Origin of the sequence: Mucilaginibacter sp., assembly GCF_039935595.1 — a bacterium.
GTDB lineage: Bacteria > Bacteroidota > Bacteroidia > Sphingobacteriales > Sphingobacteriaceae > Mucilaginibacter.
In genome coordinates, this window is record NZ_JBDTJZ010000071.1 from 1 (window position 1) to 22,921 (window position 22,921).

The window sequence follows — 22,921 nt, forward strand, 5'->3', positions numbered from 1 at the left end:
CTGTTAACTACTGTGATTACTGTGGATACTTCAAATAAAGTAAATGATAAAGTTATACTTGAAATGAGGTCAGCTGGAGGTAATATTAAAAAGCTTCATGTTTTAACTTCCATTGCTGCAATTATAAATGGTAAAGCTTATCCTATGTATAAAAATCACAATGCTTTTGCAAATGATGGCTCAATTGGAAAAGAAATTGAGAAAACTTACTTCGATTTTCCAATCTTAAATTCACAAAATGTTTCAGGGTATGTCACTAATACACATGGTTATTACTTAGATATGAATAATAATAAATACCCTGTAGATAACTATTACTTAATGATTAAACATCCATTTAGGTCTGGGAGCTTTCCAATGGCCGCATTACAAGATGCAAAACTTTTCTTTTTACGAGGGAAAGACCTATTTGTAAAAGATTAATATTGAGGAAGAAATTTCCTAACACCTATCCTGAAATCAATAAAATCTTACTAATCTTGTTTAATGGCATATAAATACATCGATAATTACCGCGAGCAAGGGGCTAGGAAGAAACTGGTAAATTTATTAAGAGAGAAGGGTATAGAAGATGAGAATGTCTTAAGTGCCATAGGTAAAGTGCCGCGTCACTTTTTTTTTGACGAAACGTTTTGGAACCAGGCCTATAAAGATATTGCTTTCCCCATAGGCGAGGGCCAAACTATATCACAGCCATATACCGTAGCCTACCAAACCGAACTGCTGCATATTAAAACGGGGGATAAAGTTTTGGAGATAGGTACCGGCTGTGGCTACCAAACCTGTATTTTACTGGAACTCGGCGCTAAGGTTTTTACTATTGAGCGGCAGGAAAAATTGTACGAGCGTACCATACAAGTTTTGCCTAAAATGGGCTATAAACCAAAGTTTTTTTTGGGTGATGGATCAAAAGGTATTGCTAATCGTGCCCCTTATGATAAAATAATAGTAACCGCGGGAGCACCAACAGTGCCTGAAATTTTGCTTAATCAGTTAAATATAGGCGGCATATTAGTTATCCCCGTAGGGGACGAAAACTCGCAAAAAATGGTTACCATCCTAAAAACCGGCGAGCATGACTACGAAAAACACGTGCTGGATACATTTAGGTTTGTGCCATTGGTGGGAGATAAAGCCTGGTAGGGAGTTGGCAGTTAGCAGTTGGCAGTTAGCAGTTGATTGATATAGTGTAATTTACTGCAAACTGCCCACTGCGAACTAACGTTTCATCGCTCTATCCATCTCCACCTTGGTGTCGCGTTCTTTTAGCGTTTCGCGTTTATCAAATGTCTTTTTACCCTGGGCCAGGCCAATTTCAAGTTTGGCAAAACCGCGGTCACTTATAAATAGTGCCAGGGGTACAATGGTCAATCCCTTTTCCTCCCCGCGGGTTAGTAACTTTTTTAATTCTTTTTTATTGAGGAGCAGTACACGGTCGCGTTTGGCTTCGTGGTTGTAAAATGAGCCAAATGAGTATTCGGCAATATGCAGGTTGCGTACGTAAAGATCGCCGCCAATAAAAGTGCAAAAGGCATCATTAATATTGGCTTTACCTTCGCGTATAGACTTTATTTCGGTACCCAATAACTTTATCCCGGCTATATATTTATCCAGTATGCTGTATTCAAAATAAGCTTTTTTGTTCTTTATATATATTTTATCCTGGCTCATTCACTGCTTTATTTTGGTGCAAACTTACAATTTATTCTCCATGTCATTGTTTAACTAACGGCTTTACCACCAATACCGGCACATTTACTTTATGGCGTACTTTATTTACCGTAGTGCCAAATATCAGATCCTTAATAGCTTTATGCCCATGCGATCCCATTACAATAAAGTCTATTTTTTCGTTCTTTACAATTTCGGCAATAGCAGTGGCTGCTGTGCCAAAACCAATTTTAGCTTCAGCTTTATAACCGAGTTTCTGCAGAGCAATTACATATTGGTCAAGGTTGTCAACATCACTTTGTGTTTCGTGGTCCATAACATCAGTACCATTATAATACGCACCGGCGGTTTCTACCACGTGCATCAGGGTGTATTTAGCGGCCTTACCGCCCTGCATTATAGCATGCCTTATGGAGTCGGTATCGTTTTTTGAAAAATCAATACTTATACCAATATGATGATAATGTATGGCCTCCAGATCATTAATTGCGGATGCAATGCCATGCGGAATATAAACATGCTCATCTTTGTGCTTAAATAATAAAGGCCTTAAAAACACATAAAGCAATAATGATATTATGCAAAAAATAGCCGGCAGCACTGCCGCATACATCCAAACAGCGGTAGTGGGCGAGGCGTCTATCCAACTGGTTAGCTGCTCATATACCAGTTTAGCATTAAGCCCTACTATTAAAATAGCACACCCCCAGGCTAATATTTTGGTTGTTAAACCTATGGTAAAGTTGCCCATCTTTTTACGGTCGGATGTAAAATGGATAAGGGGAATAACCGCGAAGCCCAGTTGCAGGCTTAATACCACCTGACTTAAAATAATAAGGTTACCCAAGCCCCGCTCGCCAAAATATATGATAGTGAACATTGCCGGGACAATGGCGAGTACACGAGTTAGTAACCGCCTAAGCCAGGGCTCAATACGTAAATTAATATGTCCTTCCATAATTATTTGCCCGGCAAGCGTACCTGTTATGGTTGAGCTTTGTCCCGCGGCAATTAGCGCGATAGCAAACAGGGCAGGAGCAGTTGCGCCGAAAATATGATCAAGTAATTTATAGGCATCTTGTATTTCGGCAATTTCAAAAAAGCCGTTTTTAAAAAAAGCGCTGGCAGCTAATATCAATATAGCTGCGTTAACAAAAAATGCCAGGTTAAGCGCTATAACAGTATCCATAAAATTGAATTTTATTGCGGTTTTTATACCCTCATCTGTACGGGTTATCTGACGCGTTTGTACTAATGAAGAGTGCAGGTATAAATTATGTGGCATTACCGTTGCTCCAATTATTCCGATTGCTATATATAATGCACTGCCCGATAGATTGTTAGGAATAAAACCTTTAGCTACTTCTTTAATATCAGGCGTAACAATAAACATTTCTATCAGGAATGACAGCCCAACTATAAATATCATCGAGATAATAAAGGTTTCCAGCTTACGCATGCCTTTATTCATTAAAAATAGCATCAGTAGCGTATCTGTTATGGTCAATGATACGCCCCATATCAGCGGTAAATTAAATAATAGCTGTAAGCCAATGGCCATACCTATAATTTCGGCCAGGTCGCAGGCTATAATGGCTAACTGGGCCAGTATATACAGGCAAAAATTAACAAAGCGCGGGTAGGTATTTTTTGATACCTGCGCCAGATCAAGTCCGCGTACAATGCCCAGGCGGGCACTTAATGATTGCAGTAGCAGGGCAATAAGGTTTGAAGCAAACAAAACCCATATCAACCGATAGCCAAATGCGCTGCCGCCGGCAATATCAGTGGCCCAGTTACCAGGGTCCATGTACCCAACACTTATCAGGTAGGCGGGTCCTAAAAACGCCAGTATTTTTTTCCAGCCGGTTTTGTTTTCGGTATTTACCGAATGATGCACATTAGCTAATGATTCGTTGTGGTTGCTCATAAGGCTATTAATAAATTATTAGCTACATCACGGCTTATATGTATTTTGGTATCATCGGTTTGTACTATCATTGAGTTATCGTATTCAATAACATCTATTACAGTAATTTTCCTTCCGATGGTTAGTTTTTGCTTTTCCAGATATTGCAAAAATGCGGCCGAATGATCGCGCACACCGGAAATCACACAGCTTTCATTTATTTTAACAGAGGTAACAGGTTTTAGCTGGTGTTTTTTAAAATTACCATTGCTATCGGGTATAGGGTCGCCATGCGGGTCTCGCCTGGGGTAATCCATAAATTTATCCAGTCGGTCAATCAATTCGGTTGATGAGATATGTTCCATTTCTTCGGCCATCTCATGTACTTCGTCCCATTTAAAATTTAGCTTCTCTACTAAAAAGTATTCCCACAAGCGGTGTTTGCGTATAATATTTACCGCTATTTTCTCGCCTGCATGGGTAAGGCTAACTCCCTGATATTTGGCATAATTTATTAACTTTTTGTCTGCCAGCTTTTTAAGCATGTCTGATACCGATGCCGCACTGGTATTAAGCGATGTAGCTATCTGGTTGGTACTTACATTATCGGCACTATGCGATAAGTGGTAAATAGACTTTAAATAGTTTTCTTCGGCTAAAGTATTCATTTAAACAAATCTAATAAAAAATTTAGACTCGTCTAAAAAATGTTAAAAATTAAATTTTATCAAATCGGAATAAAACAAATTAAATTTTGTATGTTAGAACAACTTTATTTATTAGCGCTATGGCAACAGAAATGGATAAAATAGACCTGCAGATATTAAAAATTTTGCAGGAGAACGGAAGGATAACCAATTTACAGCTTTCAAATGAGATAGGGCTTTCGCCTGCGCCAACGCTGGAGCGTGTGCGTAAATTGGAGAATTTAGAATATATAAAAAGCTATCATGCCCTGGTTGATGAAGAGAAACTGGGACTGGGCATAAAAACCTTTATACAAATATCGCTTGATTTTCATCAAAAGGATACTATACAAACTTTTATTAACGAGATACAGGCCATTAAGGAGGTTACCGAGTGCCATCACGTAACCGGGCAGTGCGAGTTTTTATTAAAGGTTTATGTACGTGATATTAAATCGTACGAGCAATTGATCATGGAAAAGATAAGCCGCATCAGTGTGGTTAAAACTTTCCAAACCATGATGATCCTATCAACCAATAAAAAAGAGCCTATAGTGCCGTTGGAGTATTAAGCCTTCGGCAGTGATTGGAGATTAGTTAATTAGTGATTGGTTTTATAAGTCAACTAATCACTGATTTCAAATCACTAATCTCTAATTTTCCAATCTATCGGCTTCTCGCCATGCTGTTTTAAATACTCGTTTGTTTTTGAAAATGGCCTGGAGCCAAAAAAGCCGCCACGACTTACTGCTAACGGCGATGGGTGGGTTGATTTGATAATAAGATGTTTGCTGCCGTCAATCAATTCGCTTTTTGATTGCGCGTAGTTACCCCAAAGTATAAATACTACACCCTCTTTTTTATCAGATATGGTTTTGATAACGGTATCGGTGAATTTTTCCCAACCCTTTTTTTGGTGTGAGCCGGCGGTTGCCGCTCGCACGGTTAAGGTGGCGTTTAATAGCAGAACTCCTTGTTCTGCCCATTGGGTAAGGTCGCCGGTTTTGGGTATGGTGAAGCCCGGTATATCGGTGGCCAGTTCTTTATATATATTTTGAAGCGATGGTGGTACCTGTACGCCTTTTTGTACGGAGAATGAAAGGCCATGCGCCTGGTTAGGGCCGTGATAGGGGTCCTGTCCTATAATAACTACTTTAACTTTATCAAATGGGGTTGTATTAAATGCATTAAAAATATTACTCCCACTGGGGTATATTTTATGGCCGGCATCTTTCTCTTCTTTTAAAAACTGTTTGAGTTTTAGCATGTAATCCTTGTCAAATTCGTTGCCTAAAACTTTTAACCATGATGGTTCTAATTCAATTGCCATAAATATTTACGCAGATGTTGATTTACAGTACAAATAAACGGATATTTGCAATCTGTTTTATTAGGATAAAAAATTATGTCGAATATCGTAAGGCTGGTTATAGCCTGTGTTTTTTTTGGTGCCGCCGTTGCACTTTGCGTGTTTGGTTTTTGGGGTTGGGGTATACTGGTATTGTTAATGGGCGGTATGCTGCTGTTAACATTCTTTTTTAACGAGAACATGCTGATATCGCAATATTATTTGCGTAAGGAAAATTCAGACAAAGCCGAAGCATTTTTGGCTAAGGTAAATGATTATGAAAAACAGTTGCATAAAGGGCAGCACGGTTATTATAATTTGTTAATAGGCTTGATAGAGTCAAGAAAAGCTCCTTTAAAGTCAGAGAAATATTTTAAAAAGGCGTTGGCACTGGGTATGCGTATGTCGCACAATACGGCTTTGGCTAAGTTAAGCCTGGCAGGTATAGCCATGGCCAAACGTAATAAGCGCGAAGCGCAAATGTATTTGCAGGAAGCCGCTAAGGATGATAAAAATAAATTACTGTCCGAGCAAATAAAGATGATGAAAAGTCAGATGGCCCAGATGGATAAGCAGGTTGTAAAGGGCGGATATCGTCAGTTTTAATATAAAAAAATAGGCTTTAAAACCAATATGTTTTAAAGCCTATTTTTCTTCGAGGGAACTAAAGTAATCAGGTTCTGATGAGTCGTTTTGTGAAACATATCTCTCTCGCGAATAACCCGTTTCCTCATTCTCGGAAGGGTTAGCCACCTCAACCATTTTTAATAAGCTGCGGATAAACGACAGGTTAAAGTTTTGTCTGTTCAGCTTTATTAAGTACTCATTCTCGGTGATCTCCAACATTGAATTAACCATAACATTTGTATTTAGATGTTTAACCATAAAATTAAACAACTGTTTTAATACAAAGGTTTGTAGCGCTTTATCTTTTTGTTAAGGAATTGTAAAGGGAAATAAAAATGTCATTTCGAACAAAGAGAGAAATATATACACCTGTTCAAATAAATTAGCATGTGTATAGATTTCTCCTTACCTCGTTCTAAATGACAGCGAGGAGCGTTAGACACTACTCAAACCACGCCATAACCACCTCTTTAGCAGGCATGGTAATGTCCAGTTTTAGTTTCTTGCGCATGCCGCCAAGATCGTTAAATACCTTGTTTGGGTTACCTGCTTTCAGTTCTTCAACTGTATTGAAGCCCATTTTATTCAGAACGGGTACCCACTCGGCAGGTACGCCAATATTTATAAAATCGTCAGCGGTAGCAACTTTAGCCTTTTTCTCCGGGCGCATTTGCGGGAAGAATAAGACCTCCTGTATGGTGCTTTGGTTGGTTAACAGCATTACCAAACGATCAATGCCGATACCCAAACCTGAAGTTGGCGGCATGCCGTATTCCAATGCGCGTAAAAAGTCGTCATCCATCGCCATGGCTTCATCATCCCCACGGCCGGCCAATACCAGCTGTTCTTCCAAGCGTTCGCGCTGATCAATAGGGTCGTTTAGTTCCGAATAAGCATTGGCAATCTCTTTGCCGTTAACAAATAACTCAAAACGCTCTACCAATCCTTCTTTAGTGCGGTGCTTTTTGGCAAGCGGGGTCATTTCAATAGGGTAGTCGGTTATAAAAGTTGGCTGTATCAGGTTAGCCTCTACTTTGGCACTGAATATTTCATCAATCAATTTACCTTTACCCATGGTGGCGTCAACCTCAATGTTCAGGTCGGCACAAACTTCGCGTAAGCCGGCCTCATCCATTGCGGATACATCAATCCCGGTATATTTCAGGATAGAATCATACATGGATAAACGTGTATAAGGGCCCGCAAAGTTTATCTCATTAGCGCCAACCTGTACCGCAGGTATACCATGTACTGCACGGGTCACCTCTTCCAAACATTCTTCTACCATAGCCATCATCCAGATATAATCTTTATAGGCCACATATATTTCCATAGCGGTAAACTCGGGGTTATGTGTACGGTCCATGCCCTCGTTACGGAACATTTTGCCAAACTCATACACACCGTCAAAACCGGCTACTATTAATCTTTTTAAATATAACTCGTTGGCTATGCGTAAAAATAGCGGCATATCCAATGTGTTATGGTGTGTGCCAAACGGACGTGCTGCCGCGCCGCCGTGTACAGGCTGTAGTATAGGCGTTTCAACCTCCATCCAGCCCTGGTTGTTAAAGTAATTACGCATGGCGCTTATTACTTTTGAGCGTTTAATGAATATCTGTTTATACTCCGGGTTAACCGTCAAATCCACATAACGCTGGCGGTAACGCATTTCGGGGTCGGTAAAGCCATCGTGGATATTGCCTTCTTCATCGCGTTTTACTACAGGCAGCGGTTTAAGCGATTTAGAAAGGATGGTCAATTCCTCTACGTGCACAGATATCTCGCCGGTTTGGGTTAAAAATACGTAGCCTTTAATGCCCACATAATCGCCAATATCCAACAGCTTTTTAAATACGGTATTATACATGGTTTTATCCTCTCCGGGGCAAATGTCATCGCGTTTAATGTATATCTGCATACGGCCGGTCGAGTCTTGTATCTCTGCAAACGAGGCACTGCCCATAATACGACGGGTCATGATACGGCCTGCAATGGTTACAGATTTATAGGTATCCGGAAACTTGCTGAAGTTGTCGGTAATATCCTGTGCAGTGGCAGTAACCTGATACTCCTCGGCAGGATAAGGGTTTATACCTAAAGCACGTAACTGCTGTAATGATTCGCGACGTATAATTTCCTGTTCGGACAATGCAATACTCATAATATAACCGTATTTTATTAAGGCTGCAAAAATAGGATTTTTTTCCTCTTGTCGGTTAGATAAGCTTAACTTTGAGTATGTATACATTAGATGCGGAGGCAATAATCCCTAAATATGTGATGGAGCCCGACACGGTAACGGGTAGTAAAATGTTTTTTATTAGAAAAGCCGATAATAGTGTTGTTTACAGGCGCGACGATTTTTTAATTCCACACCGTAAAGATTATTATTTCTGGGCATTTGTAAAGCGGGGATCAAACCGCCATTGGATAGATATGAAGCCCTGTATTTTATCGCCAAATATATTTTCTTTTACATCACCCCATCAGGTGCTTGTTAAGGAAGAAGCCAAACCATTTACCGGTACTTTAGTTGGATTTACTGAAGAGTTTTTAGCCCTTGAGGAAAATAGTTTATTGCGGCAATTGCCCATTATTCAAAATCCTGATAATGGCCACCAACTATTGTTAAACGATGCAGATATATTGTTTGTTGAAGATATGATGGATAAGATGTACCAGGAGAACAAGGCAGGTAATAACTGGCAACACAGTATGCTGATGGGTTATATGCGGGTGTTAGCCATATACCTGAGCCGTTTATATACGGCACAATTTAGCAACAACGATACCGTACAGGATAGAATGCTCTTAAAAAAGTACCTTGCCAAAATTGAAGAAAATTATAGCGAGCAGCACGAAGTTTCAGGTTATGCGGATATGTTAAATATATCTGCCGGGTATTTAAGTGAAGTTGTAAAACAACAAAGTGGTAAACCTGCCATTTCCCATATCCATGAACGTTTGATACTGGAAACCAAACGCCTGCTTTTTCATACCAATCAATCAATAAAAGAAATTGCTTTTGAGCTCGGTTTTGAGGATGCATCCTACTTTAGCCGCTTTTTTAAACGTATAGTTGGCGATACTCCAATTGCTTATCGCGCTAACATCCGTGAAATGTACCAGTGAAACCTTTAGGAGTACAGTACAGTTAGTTTTGACGACGATACCTTTGTATCAACAAAAAACTACGATATGAAAAAAGTATTAATAACAGGAGCCAACAAAAGTATTGGCTTTGAAGCAGCCAGGCAATTATTAAAACAAGGATATTTTGTTTATTTAGGCGCCCGCGATAACATTAAAGGAGACAATGCTGTTGCCCAATTAAAAGCCGCAGGCTTAACCAATGTTGAATTTTTACAAATAGATGTAAGCAACCCGACATCTGTTGAGGCGGCAGGAAAAAAAATTACTGAGCTTGATGTATTGATCAATAACGCGGGTATAAGCGGTGGCTTTCCACAAAACAACTCGGCGTCATTAGATACCTTCCACGAAGTGTTTAACACTAATTTTTTTGGCGCGATAAACGTGGTGCAAAACTTTATTGAACTGCTTAAAAAGTCGGCTGAACCAAGGATCGTTAACGTAACCTCAGGTCTGGCATCGCTTACCCTTCACAGCGACCCAACCTGGAAATATTATCCATATAAAAGTTCAATTTACGGTCCATCAAAATCGGCGTTAAATGCCTATACCATCGTTTTGGCTTATGAGTTAAAAGACACCGCTTTTAAAGTTAACGCAGTAGATCCCGGTTATACCAAAACAGATTTTAATAATAATATGGGGCCCGGTACAGTTGTAGACGCGGCTGCTATAATTGTTAAGTATGCTACCATTAGTGCCGATGGCCCAACCGGTAAGTTTTTTAGCAATGATATAGAAACTGCCGACCAGGAAAGTCCTTGGTAACAAAGCCTACAGGTTTGGTATATTTGCTTCATGAATATTAAAGTAATAGCTTTTGACGCGGATGATACCCTTTGGGTTAATGAGCCTTACTTTAGGCAAACGGAGGAGACCTTTTGCAACCTATTGGGCGAATATGCTACCCTGCACGAACTGGAACGTGAATTACTAAAGATAGAAATTCAAAACCTGGCGCTATATGGTTATGGCATAAAAGGTTTTGTATTATCAATGGTTGAAACCGCTTTGCGGGTAACTAACAATACTATCAGCGCTACTACTGTTGAACATATACTTGATCTGGGCAAGCAAATGCTTAATCAACCCATTGAGTTACTGGATGGGGTAGAGGAGGTATTGGAAACCTTAAAAGGTAAATACCGACTGGTTGTTGCCACCAAGGGCGACCTGCTTGACCAGGAGCGCAAGCTCAAAAAATCAAACTTAACGGGCTATTTTCACCATGTGGAGATCATGTCTGAAAAGGATGATGCCAATTACCTGAAACTTATTAAACACCTGGATATACAACCGGATGAATTGCTGATGGTTGGCAACTCGTTAAAAAGCGATATTGTGCCGGTATTAAATATTGGCAGCCATGCCATACACGTACCCTACCATATCACCTGGGCGCATGAACAAATTGAAGACGCCGTTGATAATGAACGGTTTAAAAGTGTGGAAAGCATACGTGATATATTGGAGTTTTTGTAGCCCTGTTATGTTACGTGTGGCTTTAATTAGCTGTTTTAAAACTAATTCACCATCCGCACACTCACTACCATTTTTTAAATATTACAAACACCGCCAAAACGATTAGTCCAAAACCAACCAGATGGTTCCAGCCCAGTTTTTCAGTTTTAAAGAATACCACACTGAATAACATAAAAACGGTAAGTGTAATGGCTTCCTGTATGGTTTTGAGCTGTACCAGGGTATAGGGACCGCCATCGCCTTTGTAACCCAAACGATTAGCAGGTACCTGAAAAACATATTCAAAAAATGCCAGTCCCCAGCTAATGAAGATGATGGATATAAGCCCCAAATTTTTACCCCACTCGTAATCTTTAAACTTTAAATGCCCGTACCATGCAAAGGTCATGAAGGTATTGGAGATGATGAGGAAAATGATGGTTTTTAGTCCGCGCATGACATAGCAGTTCGCTATAGATTTACGAAGTTTTTAAAACTTCGTAAATCTAAAATATGAATTAAATTCTTGTTATATCAGCACCCAGCGCACGCAACCTGTCGTCAATATGCTGGTAGCCACGTTCAATTTGTTCAATATTATAAATAGTTGATTTGCCTTGTGCCGATAAGGCAGCTATTAATAACGATACCCCCGCGCGTATATCCGGCGAGGTCATAGATATACCACGCAATTGTACTTGTTTATCTAAGCCAATAACTGTGGCACGATGCGGATCGCATAAAATGATCTGCGCACCCATATCCAATAATTTATCTACAAAGAATAAACGGCTCTCAAACATTTTCTGGTGTATCAATACCGATCCTTTGGCTTGTATGGCAACAACTAAACAGATACTTAACAAGTCGGGGGTGAAGCCCGGCCATGGCGCATCGGCAATGGTCATGATGGAGCCGTCAATAAAGGTTTCAATTTCGTAATGCTCCTGTGCCGGTATAAAAATATCATCGCCACGCAGTTCAAGTTTTATACCCAAACGTCTAAATACGTCGGGTATCATACCCAGTTCCTGGTAATGAACATTTTTTATGGTGATCTCTGAACCTGTCATGGCAGCAAGGCCGATGAATGAGCCTATCTCGATCATATCTGGCAACATACGGTGCTCTGTACCGCCCAATTTGGTTACACCTTCAATAGTTAACAGGTTTGAGCCTATGCCGCTTATTTTGGCGCCCATGCGGTTAAGCATTTTACAAAGCTGCTGTAAATAAGGTTCGCAGGCGGCATTATAAATGGTGGTAGTGCCTTTGGCTAATACCGCAGCCATTACGATGTTGGCTGTACCGGTTACTGATGCTTCGTCTAATAAAATATAAGTGCCCTTTAGGTTGGATGCGTCTACATTAAAAAAGCCATTCTCCGTATTATAGTTAAACTGTGCGCCCAGTTTTTCAAATCCTAAAAAGTGCGTATCTAAACGCCTGCGACCTATTTTATCGCCACCAGGTTTGGGTATGGCTGCCTTGCCAAACCGGGCCAATAACGGCCCAACTATCATGATAGAGCCACGCAGACTGCCGCCTTTTGATTTAAACGCGTCCGAAAGGAAAAAGTCAAGATCAATATCTTTAGCTTCAAAAGTATAAGTATCGGCTGATAAGCGTTCAACTTTCACACCCATGTCGCCCAATAACTCTATCAGCTTATTTACGTCAACAATATCAGGTATATTGCTGACGGTTATTTTTTGGTCGGTCAATAGAACAGCAGATAATATCTGCAATGCTTCGTTTTTTGCACCCTGGGGTGTTATTTCGCCTTTTAGCGGTTTGCCTCCGCGTATCTCAAATGCGTTAGTCATAAGTAGTTCATGGATGATAGTTCATGGATCATAGTTGCTGATTCAAAATAAAGCAATTTTAAAATCACTTTTACCATGAACCATGAACTATCATCCATCAACCATTAATATTTTTTACCGCCGCCACCGTTATTGCGGTTACGGTTATTTTGGTTGTTGTTATTACGCGGATTGTTATTGGTACGGCCACCACCGCTACCGCCACGGTTATTATTGGTACGGCCACCGCCACGACCGGTATTATTGTTTTGCGGCGCAGGGCGATATTCAACCCGGTTTAGGTTAATATTTTCATCCACCTGCAACTCGCCGCGCGACATGGCAACCAAATCGGCCAAAATACTCTCATCAGCAACCGAGTCCTTGTTCCACTGTACATAGGCCATTTTCATAAAGTTAGCTATGGCCTGCACCATGTGGCGCTTACGCTCAGGCTCTTCAATGGTTTTGGCTTTCTCAATCATCAGTTCAATGGTTTTGCCATAATGCTTATACCTGATACGCTGGTTGGGGTATCTTAACGGCTCGGGCTTTAAGTGTATAGCTTCGGGCGTTGGCTTAGGGTATGGCGAGTCGACATCTATCTGGTAATCAGATATAATGTGCAGGTGATCCCATAGTTTATGCTTAAAGTCGGCCACATCACGCAGGTGTGGGTTTAAAAAGCCCATCAAGTCAATAACAACCGCTGCGTAGCGGTTACGTTCTTCCCTGGTAGGCAGGGCGCAAATATATTTAACCATATTTTGCACATTGCGTCCGTATTCAGACAGGATCAGTTTGTTCCTGGTTGAGTTATAATCAAATTCTTGGGGCATAGTAAAGTCGTATTTAAAAGTTAATAATTTTTATGAAGTGTTAAAATTAGCGCAGATCTCATCGCCCTTGATAAAAACGGGGCGTAGCGGCTAAAGTTGAATTGTGTTTGTAGTGAGACAAATATACAGCAATTGTGTTAATGTACAAATAGCTATAAATCATGGTTAACACTTTTTTGAAAGAAATTTATTTAAGTATTTGATTGTTAGATTTTTAACTCAATGTTAACCCTTAATTGTGTTAAGTTATGTTAACCCATATTTATAATAGGCTTTTTGGGGGGGCTAAGCCATCCAAAATATAGTTTGAAATATTATCCCAAACTGCTTAACTTAACCAGATAATCAGCCATCGTGAAAATTACCCATATCGATATCTACCGTTTCAGTATTGCCATGCGGCCGTTTACCATAGCTACCGGCACTATGGATTATGCGCAGAATGTATTTATACGGGTACATACCGATGGCGGATTTTATGGCGTGGGCGAGTGCTCGGCCTTCCCGATGATAGTTGGCGAAACGCAGGATACCTGCCTGGTTATGGCTAAAGAATTTGCTAAACTATGGAAAGGACAGGATGCTTTAAATATACCCACACGCTTGCAGCAGCTACATGACTTTACAGCCGGCAATACTACCATTAAAAGCGCTTTTGATATGGCTTTGTATGACATTGCCGCTAAAAATGCCGGCCTGCCCTTATACCAGTTTTTAGGTGGCGAAAAAAGGAAGGTAGAAACGGATATAACTATCGGTATTGGCACGCCGGATGATATGGCCAAACAGGCAGTAGCATTTAAAAAATCCGGAGCAAAGATATTGAAAGTAAAACTGGGTAAAAACGCTGCCGAAGATGTAGAACGTATTAAGCAAATACGTACTGCTATTGGCGACGGGCTAAAAATACGTGTTGACGCCAACCAGGGCTGGAGTTTTGATGACGCGGTAAACGCGCTCAAAGCAATAGGTAAATATGGCATTGAGTTTTGCGAACAACCCATGCGCACCTGGTATGATGATTTTTTGCCGCAACTAATGCAGCTATCTCCGGTAAAAATTATGGCAGATGAGAGTGTTTATAATCATCATGATGCCCGTAAGCAGATCAACAGCGGATCATGCCATTATATTAATATCAAGTTTTCTAAATCGGGGGGGATATTTGAGGCTACAAAGATACAAAATTTGGCCGCGCAGCATAACATTCCATGTATGATGGGCGGGATGCTGGAGAGCCGCATAGCCCTAAGCGCCAAGCTACACTTTGTTTACAGTAGCCCCAATATTGAATTTTACGATATGGATACCTGCATGATAGGCCATCAGGAGGACCCGGCAGTTGGTGGCGTTACTTACGATGGTTATTTTTTAAATATTGACGATACACCGGGTATAGGCGTAGATGCCGAGGATAAGTTTTTGGAGAAATGCGAGCATTTCAGTTATTAGAGATTAGTAATCAGTGATTGGTACTAATCACTAATCTCCGATTAACTAATTACTATACTCCGCAAAATATTTATGGAACAACGGTATAGTTTCTATCCCTTTGTAATAATTAAAAATATCATACTTTTCATTAGGCGAGTGTAAGGCATCGCTATCCAGGCCAAAGCCCATCAATACGGTTTTAATATTCAGTTCAGCTTCAAACAAAGCAACAATTGGTATACTGCCGCCGCCGCGGGTAGGTATGGGCGCTTTACCAAAGGCTTCGGTTATGGCTTTTTGTGCCGCGCGATAGGCTATGCTATCGGTAGGTGTTACCACCGGTTCGCCGCCGTGGTGGGGTGTTACTTTTACCTTAACATAAGGCGGGGCAATTTTTAAAAAGTGATCGGTAAATAACTGAGTTATCTTTTCTGAGGTTTGGTTAGGCACCAAACGCATAGATATTTTAGCATGAGCCTTAGATGGTAACACGGTTTTGGCCCCCTCGCCAATGTAACCTCCCCAAATGCCGTTTACCTCAAGAGTAGGGCGGGTCCCGGTACGTTCAATAGTTGTATAGCCTTTTTCGCCCCATACTTCGGCTATATCAAGATCTTTTTTGTATTCATCTTCATTATAAGGTGCGGCGTTAAGTTCGGCACGTTCCTCTTTGGTTAACTCGGTTACATCGTCATAAAATCCGGGTATAGCAATACGGTTATTCACATCATGTAAAGAAGCTATCATTTTTGCCAGTATAGTAGTCGGGTTTGCAACTGCACCGCCATATACACCCGAGTGCAGGTCGCGGTTTGGTCCGGTCACTTCTACTTCCAGGTAGGCAAGCCCGCGCAAACCGGTCTCTAATGATGGATTTTCCATGCTAAGCATTGATGTGTCAGATATTAATACCACATCAGCTTTAAGTCGTTCTTTATTTTCCTTTACAAATATGGCCAGGTTTGACGAGCCGACTTCTTCTTCGCCTTCAATCATGAACTTAATATTGCAGGGTAAGGTGCCGGTTTGCATCATCAATTCAAATGCCTTTACGTGCATATAAAACTGGCCCTTATCATCGCAGGCACCGCGGGCATATATCTTGCCATCGCGTATGGTTGGTTCAAAAGGAGGTGTTTTCCATAATTCCAGCGGGTCGGCAGGTTGTACATCGTAATGGCCATAAACCAATACTGTTGGTTTAGCGGAGTCGATTATCTTCTCAGCATAAACGATGGGGTACCCAGCGGTTGTGCAAACCTCTACATTGTCTGCGCCGGCATCGCATAACTTTTTGGCTACATAGTCTGCGGTTTTTAAAACATCAGGTTTATATTTTGGGTCGGCGCTAACTGATGGGAAACGTAACAATTCAAATAATTCGTCCAGCAAACGCTGTTTATTTTGTTCTATATATTGCTTTATATGCTGCATACCGCGTGTTTTTAGCAAATATACTATAACAAGGTGAGTTGGCCATTAAAAAGAAATACAGTGAACACACATTTAATATTCGCTTAATATTACTATTTTCACATTCGTTATATATTTATACCTCTAATGAAAAACACGCTGTATGTTTTGTTTTTAACATTGTTTTTAGCTGTTTATTTTAGTGAAGCGGCTACGGCGGAAGATAGCTTAATGGTACATAAAGCAGTGATCTCAAATAATATAAAGAGAGTTGGTTTTAAAAGTAAAGAAAAAATTATTCAGCGGAAGAACGATACTATTGAACTTGTTAAATTTTGGTCGGTAGCCATAGTAGCCTGTTTATTACTCCTGGTTATAGCACTATTAATGGGAAATATAAAGCGGACGGCCACTACCAATTTGCAATTACAGGAGTTAAATAACGAAATTGTAAGGCAAAAGGATAATGTTGATCGTATTAATCATCATTTAGAAGAAATAATTAATGACAGGACCAAAGATCTTCAGACAAAAAATAGGAAACTTTCAGAATATTCATCTTACCTGTCGCACCAGATAAGAGGACCAATTGCTACACTTAAAGGATTAATTAATTTGGAAAAGGAAGAATTGATAAGCAAAGAGGAGTGTATTGAAATGATGGGCAAATGCGTATCAGAGATTGATGAAAAGATCATAGAAATGAGCGAAATACTACGCAACTCACCCAAGCCATAATTATACCGGCCAGTGTGTATGTATCTGTGCCTCCATCAATCCTAAATAAACACAATACCATGATATCATTTGTAATATAAGAAGCTCACGGTGCTTTCTGTATCCGCGGGTTTCAAATGCCAAACTCTGTTTGCCAGCAGTAACAAAAAATTGAACCTCTCCCTTTTTGGGTTTAAAACGACCTCTTAACAAATTAAAAGCCTTTATCTTTAATTTGCTTTTAGCATCATGAATAACATTGTTAAGAGCTTCGGTTTGCGATACAGATATCAGATAATTTGGCATATCATTTTTTAATGATATGTTGCAAATATAAAACCAAAGACAAGATTGAAAGGTTAATCCTTGTCTTTTAGGAATAAAATAACGTTTAAATTAAAGTAATTAACTTTTGAAGTTGTAATTTATTGATATTGAATAATAATTAAACCCGGTTCAAAAGTGATATGTCGGTTATTTTGTACGGTTTTGATTTTGTACGATATTGATAGATCAAGAAAATTAGCTCTTGTTTCTTAGTTCTTCATAAAGTAAAATAACCTTGCGTTGCAAATTTGCAATCTCCAATTCTCTGTCAGCCAATTTCTTTTGAAGTATACTTAAGTTTGATGGTTCAATCTCTTCTTCTTCCATATCAAGCGATAACAACTGAGCAACTTCTATTTCATAAATATTTGCAATTTGCTCTAACCTCGATAAATTTATATCAGTAACCCCTGTTTCAATTTTTGAAAAAGCAGGTATAGAAATGCCAAGACGGCTTGCCACATCTTCCTGGCTCCAGCCATGTTGATGACGGAAAGTTCTGATGTTTTTACCAATAGTTTTGTTTGTTTTCTTTTTAAAAAGTTCGCTCATTTGATTAACATTTAATTAAGGGTATGTTCCATCTTTTTCAAAGGATATGCCATAAGTTATTATACTTAGCAAAGTTAACCTTTTAAAATAAATAAGTAAAAAAATACCCTTTACGTAGAGATTTTTCTACGTTTTGATTAAATGCCATTAATTAGGAGTTTATGATATTTAACTTTGCGAATTTTAATAGTAGTTGTTTTTGACCTATTTCCTTAAAAAATATGGTTGCCTTTATATCGGGTTTATTGCCTTCTAAGCTTATAACTTTTCCAAAACCAAAACGTTCGTGTTCTACTTCCATGCCTACCTGCAGGTTTGAAGTATCGGAGGGTTTAAAACCGGGCGAAGGCACATGTGCTTTTGCTAAAATAGATGTTGTTTTAACAGGTGGTTTAGGTTTCGAAAACGTATCCTCACGTTTACCCCAGGCATTGCGCTCATCATCAAATGATAATTTGCCGGTGTTTGCCGGTTTGGCGGTAAAATCCAGCTCCAGGTATTGGGCATCTATTTCATCTAAAAAGCGACTTGGTTCACAGCTTATCAGCGTGCCAAATTTAAATCGCGAAGTAGCATAGCTTAACGTCAGTTTAGTTTCGGCCCGGGTTATGGCTACATAAAACAAGCGGCGCTCTTCTTCCAAATCGCTGCGCGAGTTAAGTGCCATTTGTGATGGGAACAGGTTTTCCTCCAACCCAACCACATGCACCTGCGAAAATTCAAGTCCTTTTGATGAGTGAATGGTCATTAATGATACGGTATCGGCATCAGGGTCTTTGTCCTTATCATCATTGGTCAGCAGGGCAATATCCTGCATAAAAATATCCAATCCTTTTTCTTCCAGATCCTCGCGTTCAGAAAACTCTTTAATACCGTTAAGTAACTCTTGTATATTTTCATAACGATTTAACCCTTCTACAGATTTATCTTCATACAAGTCTTTTAACAAACCGGAATGTTGCGCAATATATAAAGCGGCCTCATAAGCTGTTTGTGTTTTGGTTAATACCTGAAAGCTTTGTATCATAGTGGCAAAAGCAGGCAATGATGCCGGTGCCCTGTTAAGATATTTAGCTGAGTTGATGATAATTTCCCATGGGGTAATACCATGTTGATCTGCACTTACAATAATGTTATCTACAGAAGTATCGCCAATGCCACGTTTCGGATAGTTAATAACACGCTTTAAAGCTTCCTCATCATTAGGGTTAAAGGTAAGCCTGAAATAAGCTATAAGGTCCTTGATTTCTTTACGTTGATAGAAGGAGAGGCCACCATATATTTTATAAGGCGTACCCATTTTACGCAAAGCCTCTTCCATTGAGCGTGATTGCGCATTGGTACGATAAAGTATGGCAAAGTCATGCCACTTTAGACCTTTAGTAGTACGCTCGTACATAATGGCTTCGGCAACCAGTTTACCTTCTTCATTATCACTAAAGGCGCGCATTACTTTAATTTTATCCCCGCTTTCCTTTTCAGAAAAAACATTTTTTTTCAACTGTTCTTTATTATTGGCGATAATGCTATTGGCAACCTTAACAATGTTTTGGGTTGAGCGATAGTTTTGCTCCAACTTAAATATTTTAAGGTCGGGGTAATCTTTTTCAAAGTTCAGGATGTTTTGAATATTGGCACCCCTAAACGCGTAGATGCTTTGCGCGTCATCACCCACCACACAGATATTCTCGTTAACCGCGGCCAGTTTTTTAACAATCAGGTATTGTGAAAAGTTGGTATCCTGATACTCATCAACCATCAGGTATTTAAATTTGTGCTGGTATTTATTAAGTACCTCCGGATATGTTTTAAGCAGTTCGTTGGTTTTAAATAAAAGGTCGTCAAAATCCATTGCACCGGCACGATAGCAACGCTGCACATAATTTTGATATATGATACCCAATAACGGCCGGTTTGATGATATATCGTCGGCTTGTATCTGGTCGTTTTGCTGGTATTCCATCCATGATACCAGGTTGTTTTTTGCTGCCGATATACGGTTAAGCACAAAATTGACCTGGTAAAGCTTATCGTCCAAGTTCATTTCTTTTAAAATGGCCCGTAATACGCTTTTGCTGTCGTCGGTATCGTAAATAGTAAAGTTATTTGGGTATCCAAGTTTATCGGCCTCAACCCGCAGTAATTTGGCAAAAACCGAGTGGAAGGTACCCATCCATATATTTTTGGCTTCTGTACCTACCAGGTGGGTTATACGCTCGCGCATTTCGCGGGCGGCTTTGTTGGTAAAGGTGAGTACCAGTATATTGAATGAATCAACACCGTTACGTATTAAATGTGCAACGCGGTAGGTAATAACCCGCGTTTTGCCCGATCCGGCACCCGCTATGATCATTACCGGCCCTTTAATTTGCTGTACTGCTGCTTTCTGTTCAGGGTTCAATCCCTCTAAATAATCCAAACCTGTTTCCTCTTTTTATAGAATGACGAAATTAAGAAACGATTTCGGAATTCGGTTTTTCGAATTCGGTTTTTTATCTATAATAACCAACAAAAAAATAGCGATAAGCTAAAACACCTATCGCTATTAAAAGTTGCTTCTAATCTCTAATCTCTAATCTCTAATCTCTAATCTCTAATCTCTAATCTCCTGCTGTATACACGTTATTGCTCAAATTAATATCAGGCAATTGGTGGTTAGGGTCTATCTCGATAGAGGTAATTGTTGAGGTAGACGGATACCTAAACGTCCATGTAGCATTGCGCTGCCAAACATTTACCGGCAGGTGTATGGTTTCTACTTTGCCGTTTTCCTGGGTAATTTTAAGTTCAACCGGCATGGCCATTTTTTCTTTGTTCGCAATGGTTATCAGCGCGCCGTCGGCTTTGTTAGTGCTGGTGTACCTTACGCCTTGTACGGCCTGGTCAAGCTTCCAGGTGGTGAAGAACCACGATTTCCAGAACCAGTTCAAATCCTCGCCGGTAGCATCGTTCATCGCCCTGAAAAAATCATAAGGCAGGGGATGTTTCATGGCCCAGTTTTTTATGTATTGGTTAAAGGCAAAGTCAAAACGTTCTGGCCCTACTACTATGTTGCGCAGCATATCTAAACCAAGCGCGGTTTTATTATAATATTGTCCATAATCATTAAGGCCGATGGCTTCGGGCGGGGTCATTAGCGGATCACGGCTGTTTTTATAGCCGCCTAAAACAGCCTGTGCTTTGTTTTCAGGTTCTTTGTATTCTCCATTATTAAATACCGAGGATGAATATTCATTAATAAAAGTGTTAAACCCTTCGTCCTGCCACATGTATTTACGTTCGTTTGAGCCCACTATCATCGGGAACCAGTTATGGCCTATCTCGTGGGTAATGTCCTGCCAAAGCCTGCCGTCTTTATAGTTGCTCAGGCAAAATATAATACCGGGATACTCCATGCCTAAGGCTACTCCAGATACACTTGTTGCCGAGTTCCACGGGTATTCAAAATAAGCCTTTGAGTATATCTCCATGCTATATTTAAGGTATTCGGTTGAGCGGCCCCAGGCATCATCACCGCTGCTCTCAACAGGGTAGGCCGACATGGCAATACCCTTACGTCCTGATGGGAAATTTACCCTTGCCGCATCCCATATAAAAGCGGGTGATGCCGCCCAGGCCACATCACGGCTGTTTTGCATTTTAAAGTGCCAGGTTAAAGTGCCATTAAAGGGACGTGTTTCTGGTTTGCCTACCTCATTGGGCTTTATCAGCATTACCGTTTTGTCGCTGTTTTTTGCCTCGTTTAAGCGGCTGAGTTGGGTAGGACTAAGCACCTCGGCAGCATTTTGCAGATCGCCCGACCCTGTTACTATCATATTGGCCGGGGCGGTAATGTAATAGTCAAAATCGCCATACTCGCAGTAAAACTCGCCCAGTCCCATGTACGGCAGGGTGTTCCAGCCCTCAACATCGTCATACACGCACATGCGGGGGTACCATTGGGCAATTTCATAAACGTAGCCTTGTTTAAACTTTTTGCGGCCCATACGGTCGGCGCCGTAAAGGGGTATAGAGAAGCTATAGTTTACTTTTACCTGTATCTTGTCGCCTTTCGCACCTAATGGGTTTTGCAGGCGCAACTGCATACGGGCATCTGTTATGATAGGGTTTACTGTATAGCTTTGACCCTTATAAGTAACCGTTACTGACGCAATTTTATAACCACCCTGTTGGTAGCCACGAACATCAAAGCGGTCGCCGGTGTAGGGGGTTGTTGCCCACCCGCGCGAGTCAGGTTTAAACAGGTTTTGATCCAGTTGCAGCCATAAATAGTTCAGTTCGTCCGGGCTGTTGTTGGTATAGCTGATGGCTACTTCGCCGTTTAGGGTAGTATCCTGGGTACCTTCGTTAAGTGTAGCGTGTATTTGATAATCGGCACGGTTTTGCCAGTAGTTTGGACCGGGCTTGCCACTTGCCGAACGGGTACCACCGCCGGTTACGGGCCATGTTATAGGACCGAAAAGATCCTGATGGTCATATTTAATAGAAGTATCGGGCGCTAATTGTGCAAACGCGGTTGATACCATAGCAAGCATACTGCATGCTGATAGCAGGTAATTTTTTATTGATGACATGTAATTCAGTTAATTAATAAGGCAAAGTAACGAAAAATAACGCTGATTGATAAATTCAAATAACGAGGGGTTTTAAACCCAAACAAGTTGGGCTGTAACAATATTTTAGACACATTAACTTGGCGATCACCCGGTTTAAATCCGAAATTATACATCCGAAATCCGAAATCAAAAAGCCTCGCCCAAATTTAATATCAGCGCATTATAACCTTTGCTAAAGCCATAGTCAATACCGATGTTGGTATTGGAGCCTTTATTAAATTTTATCCGCAAGCCCGTCCCGGCAGCAGGATGCCAGGTTTTTAATAGCGTACCCGATCCGCTAACGGTGGTAACGTCAGCAAAAAGCACAAAACCCAATAAACCATCTTTGGTAATGTCGCGCCGGTATTCGCTCTCTGC

Annotated in this window: 23 protein-coding genes and 1 pseudogene; 9 read left to right on the forward strand and 15 right to left on the reverse strand. The window is 40.4% G+C overall.

Features of this window, described 5'->3' with window-relative positions; all coding sequences use genetic code 11:
- Both ABI367_RS04295 and ABI367_RS04300 read left to right on the forward strand, forming a co-directional pair.
- The coding region (locus tag ABI367_RS04295; RefSeq protein WP_462230367.1) for a hypothetical protein at window positions 1–423 on the forward strand (423 nt) is incomplete at its 5' end.
- Window positions 424–486: 63 nt separating this feature from the next.
- Window positions 487–1,143 carry a protein-L-isoaspartate(D-aspartate) O-methyltransferase gene (locus ABI367_RS04300; protein WP_462230369.1) on the forward strand — a complete coding sequence of 219 codons (657 nt, stop codon included), beginning with the start codon at window positions 487–489 and terminating at the stop codon, window positions 1,141–1,143.
- A 75-nt stretch (window positions 1,144–1,218) separates the two neighbouring features.
- Here the strand turns inward: ABI367_RS04300 and smpB are convergent, their stop codons facing one another.
- Genes smpB through ABI367_RS04315 form a run of 3 tightly spaced genes read right to left on the reverse strand, consistent with a single transcriptional unit; the run spans window position 1,219 to window position 4,248 of the window.
- Window positions 1,219–1,671, reverse strand: a complete 453-nt coding sequence (gene smpB / locus ABI367_RS04305; protein ID WP_462230371.1) for an SsrA-binding protein SmpB — start codon at window positions 1,669–1,671, stop codon at window positions 1,219–1,221.
- A 43-nt stretch (window positions 1,672–1,714) separates the two neighbouring features.
- The gene (locus ABI367_RS04310; protein WP_462230373.1) at window positions 1,715–3,601 is read right to left on the reverse strand and encodes an Nramp family divalent metal transporter; all 1,887 of its coding nucleotides are present in this window, start codon (window positions 3,599–3,601) and stop codon (window positions 1,715–1,717) included.
- Window positions 3,598–4,248: a metal-dependent transcriptional regulator gene (locus ABI367_RS04315; protein ID WP_462230375.1), complete on the reverse strand. Its 651-nt coding sequence runs from the start codon at window positions 4,246–4,248 to the stop codon at window positions 3,598–3,600. Before ABI367_RS04315 ends, ABI367_RS04310 begins: the two co-directional genes overlap by 4 nt.
- 119 nt (window positions 4,249–4,367) lie before the next feature.
- On the opposite strand from ABI367_RS04315, the gene ABI367_RS04320 reads away from it, so the two are divergent.
- Window positions 4,368–4,838, forward strand: a complete 471-nt coding sequence (locus ABI367_RS04320) for an Lrp/AsnC family transcriptional regulator (RefSeq protein ID WP_462230377.1) — start codon at window positions 4,368–4,370, stop codon at window positions 4,836–4,838.
- A gap of 74 nt (window positions 4,839–4,912) precedes the next feature.
- Here ABI367_RS04320 and ung read toward each other — a convergent pair whose 3' ends face one another.
- Window positions 4,913–5,596 carry a uracil-DNA glycosylase gene (gene ung / locus ABI367_RS04325; RefSeq protein WP_462230379.1) on the reverse strand — a complete coding sequence of 228 codons (684 nt, stop codon included), beginning with the start codon at window positions 5,594–5,596 and terminating at the stop codon, window positions 4,913–4,915.
- Between the two features lie 75 nt (window positions 5,597–5,671).
- Here ung and ABI367_RS04330 point away from each other — a divergent pair, with 75 nt between their 5' ends.
- On the forward strand, window positions 5,672–6,220 hold the full coding sequence (locus ABI367_RS04330; RefSeq protein ID WP_462230381.1) for a tetratricopeptide repeat protein: 549 nt from the start codon (window positions 5,672–5,674) through the stop codon (window positions 6,218–6,220).
- A 39-nt stretch (window positions 6,221–6,259) separates the two neighbouring features.
- On the opposite strand, the gene ABI367_RS04335 is transcribed toward ABI367_RS04330, so the two are convergent.
- Together ABI367_RS04335 and lysS are read right to left on the reverse strand one after the other, a co-directional pair.
- Window positions 6,260–6,460: a hypothetical protein gene (locus ABI367_RS04335; protein ID WP_462258020.1), complete on the reverse strand. Its 201-nt coding sequence runs from the start codon at window positions 6,458–6,460 to the stop codon at window positions 6,260–6,262.
- Window positions 6,461–6,683: 223 nt separating this feature from the next.
- Entirely contained in the window at window positions 6,684–8,405 is a 1,722-nt protein-coding gene (gene lysS / locus ABI367_RS04340; RefSeq protein ID WP_462230385.1) for a lysine--tRNA ligase, read from the reverse strand.
- Between the two features lie 77 nt (window positions 8,406–8,482).
- Here lysS and ABI367_RS04345 point away from each other — a divergent pair, with 77 nt between their 5' ends.
- The 3 genes from ABI367_RS04345 (at window position 8,483) to ABI367_RS04355 (ending at window position 10,879) form a co-directional block, all read left to right on the forward strand.
- Entirely contained in the window at window positions 8,483–9,376 is an 894-nt protein-coding gene (locus ABI367_RS04345; protein WP_462230387.1) for a helix-turn-helix domain-containing protein, read from the forward strand.
- Window positions 9,377–9,442: 66 nt separating this feature from the next.
- Window positions 9,443–10,165 (forward strand): SDR family NAD(P)-dependent oxidoreductase, encoded by a 723-nt coding sequence (locus ABI367_RS04350; protein ID WP_462230389.1) that lies wholly within the window; start codon window positions 9,443–9,445, stop codon window positions 10,163–10,165.
- A 30-nt stretch (window positions 10,166–10,195) separates the two neighbouring features.
- A complete protein-coding gene (locus ABI367_RS04355) occupies window positions 10,196–10,879 on the forward strand; it encodes an HAD family hydrolase (RefSeq protein ID WP_462230391.1) in 684 nt (227 codons plus the stop codon).
- A 64-nt stretch (window positions 10,880–10,943) separates the two neighbouring features.
- On the opposite strand, the gene ABI367_RS04360 is transcribed toward ABI367_RS04355, so the two are convergent.
- The 3 genes from ABI367_RS04360 to ABI367_RS04370 form a co-directional block, all read right to left on the reverse strand.
- Window positions 10,944–11,315 (reverse strand): DMT family protein, encoded by a 372-nt coding sequence (locus tag ABI367_RS04360; protein WP_462230393.1) that lies wholly within the window; start codon window positions 11,313–11,315, stop codon window positions 10,944–10,946.
- A gap of 61 nt (window positions 11,316–11,376) precedes the next feature.
- Entirely contained in the window at window positions 11,377–12,684 is a 1,308-nt protein-coding gene (gene murA, locus ABI367_RS04365; RefSeq protein ID WP_462230395.1) for a UDP-N-acetylglucosamine 1-carboxyvinyltransferase, read from the reverse strand.
- A gap of 104 nt (window positions 12,685–12,788) precedes the next feature.
- Window positions 12,789–13,502, reverse strand: a complete 714-nt coding sequence (locus tag ABI367_RS04370; protein ID WP_462230397.1) for a DUF4290 domain-containing protein — start codon at window positions 13,500–13,502, stop codon at window positions 12,789–12,791.
- 354 nt (window positions 13,503–13,856) lie between these two features.
- On the opposite strand from ABI367_RS04370, the gene ABI367_RS04375 reads away from it, so the two are divergent.
- Window positions 13,857–14,954: a mandelate racemase/muconate lactonizing enzyme family protein gene (locus ABI367_RS04375; RefSeq protein ID WP_462230399.1), complete on the forward strand. Its 1,098-nt coding sequence runs from the start codon at window positions 13,857–13,859 to the stop codon at window positions 14,952–14,954.
- A gap of 45 nt (window positions 14,955–14,999) precedes the next feature.
- Here the strand turns inward: ABI367_RS04375 and ABI367_RS04380 are convergent, their stop codons facing one another.
- The gene (locus tag ABI367_RS04380) at window positions 15,000–16,370 is read right to left on the reverse strand and encodes a dipeptidase (RefSeq protein WP_462230411.1); all 1,371 of its coding nucleotides are present in this window, start codon (window positions 16,368–16,370) and stop codon (window positions 15,000–15,002) included.
- 126 nt (window positions 16,371–16,496) lie between these two features.
- Here ABI367_RS04380 and ABI367_RS04385 point away from each other — a divergent pair, with 126 nt between their 5' ends.
- Window positions 16,497–17,087, forward strand: coding sequence for a hypothetical protein (locus ABI367_RS04385; RefSeq protein WP_462230401.1), 591 nt, complete (start codon window positions 16,497–16,499; stop codon window positions 17,085–17,087).
- Here ABI367_RS04385 and ABI367_RS04390 read toward each other — a convergent pair whose 3' ends face one another.
- From ABI367_RS04390 to ABI367_RS04410, 5 genes and pseudogenes are all read right to left on the reverse strand, one after another.
- The gene (locus ABI367_RS04390; protein WP_462230403.1) at window positions 17,088–17,372 is read right to left on the reverse strand and encodes a hypothetical protein; all 285 of its coding nucleotides are present in this window, start codon (window positions 17,370–17,372) and stop codon (window positions 17,088–17,090) included. It abuts the gene before it with no gap.
- A 216-nt stretch (window positions 17,373–17,588) separates the two neighbouring features.
- The gene (locus tag ABI367_RS04395; protein WP_462230405.1) at window positions 17,589–17,945 is read right to left on the reverse strand and encodes a helix-turn-helix domain-containing protein; all 357 of its coding nucleotides are present in this window, start codon (window positions 17,943–17,945) and stop codon (window positions 17,589–17,591) included.
- Window positions 17,946–18,096: 151 nt separating this feature from the next.
- Entirely contained in the window at window positions 18,097–20,364 is a 2,268-nt protein-coding gene (locus ABI367_RS04400; RefSeq protein ID WP_462230407.1) for an ATP-dependent helicase, read from the reverse strand.
- Between the two features lie 181 nt (window positions 20,365–20,545).
- Window positions 20,546–22,519: a M1 family metallopeptidase gene (locus tag ABI367_RS04405; RefSeq protein WP_462230409.1), complete on the reverse strand. Its 1,974-nt coding sequence runs from the start codon at window positions 22,517–22,519 to the stop codon at window positions 20,546–20,548.
- Window positions 22,520–22,687: 168 nt separating this feature from the next.
- Window positions 22,688–22,921, reverse strand: a pseudogene (locus tag ABI367_RS04410) (BamA/TamA family outer membrane protein); the annotation flags it as partial.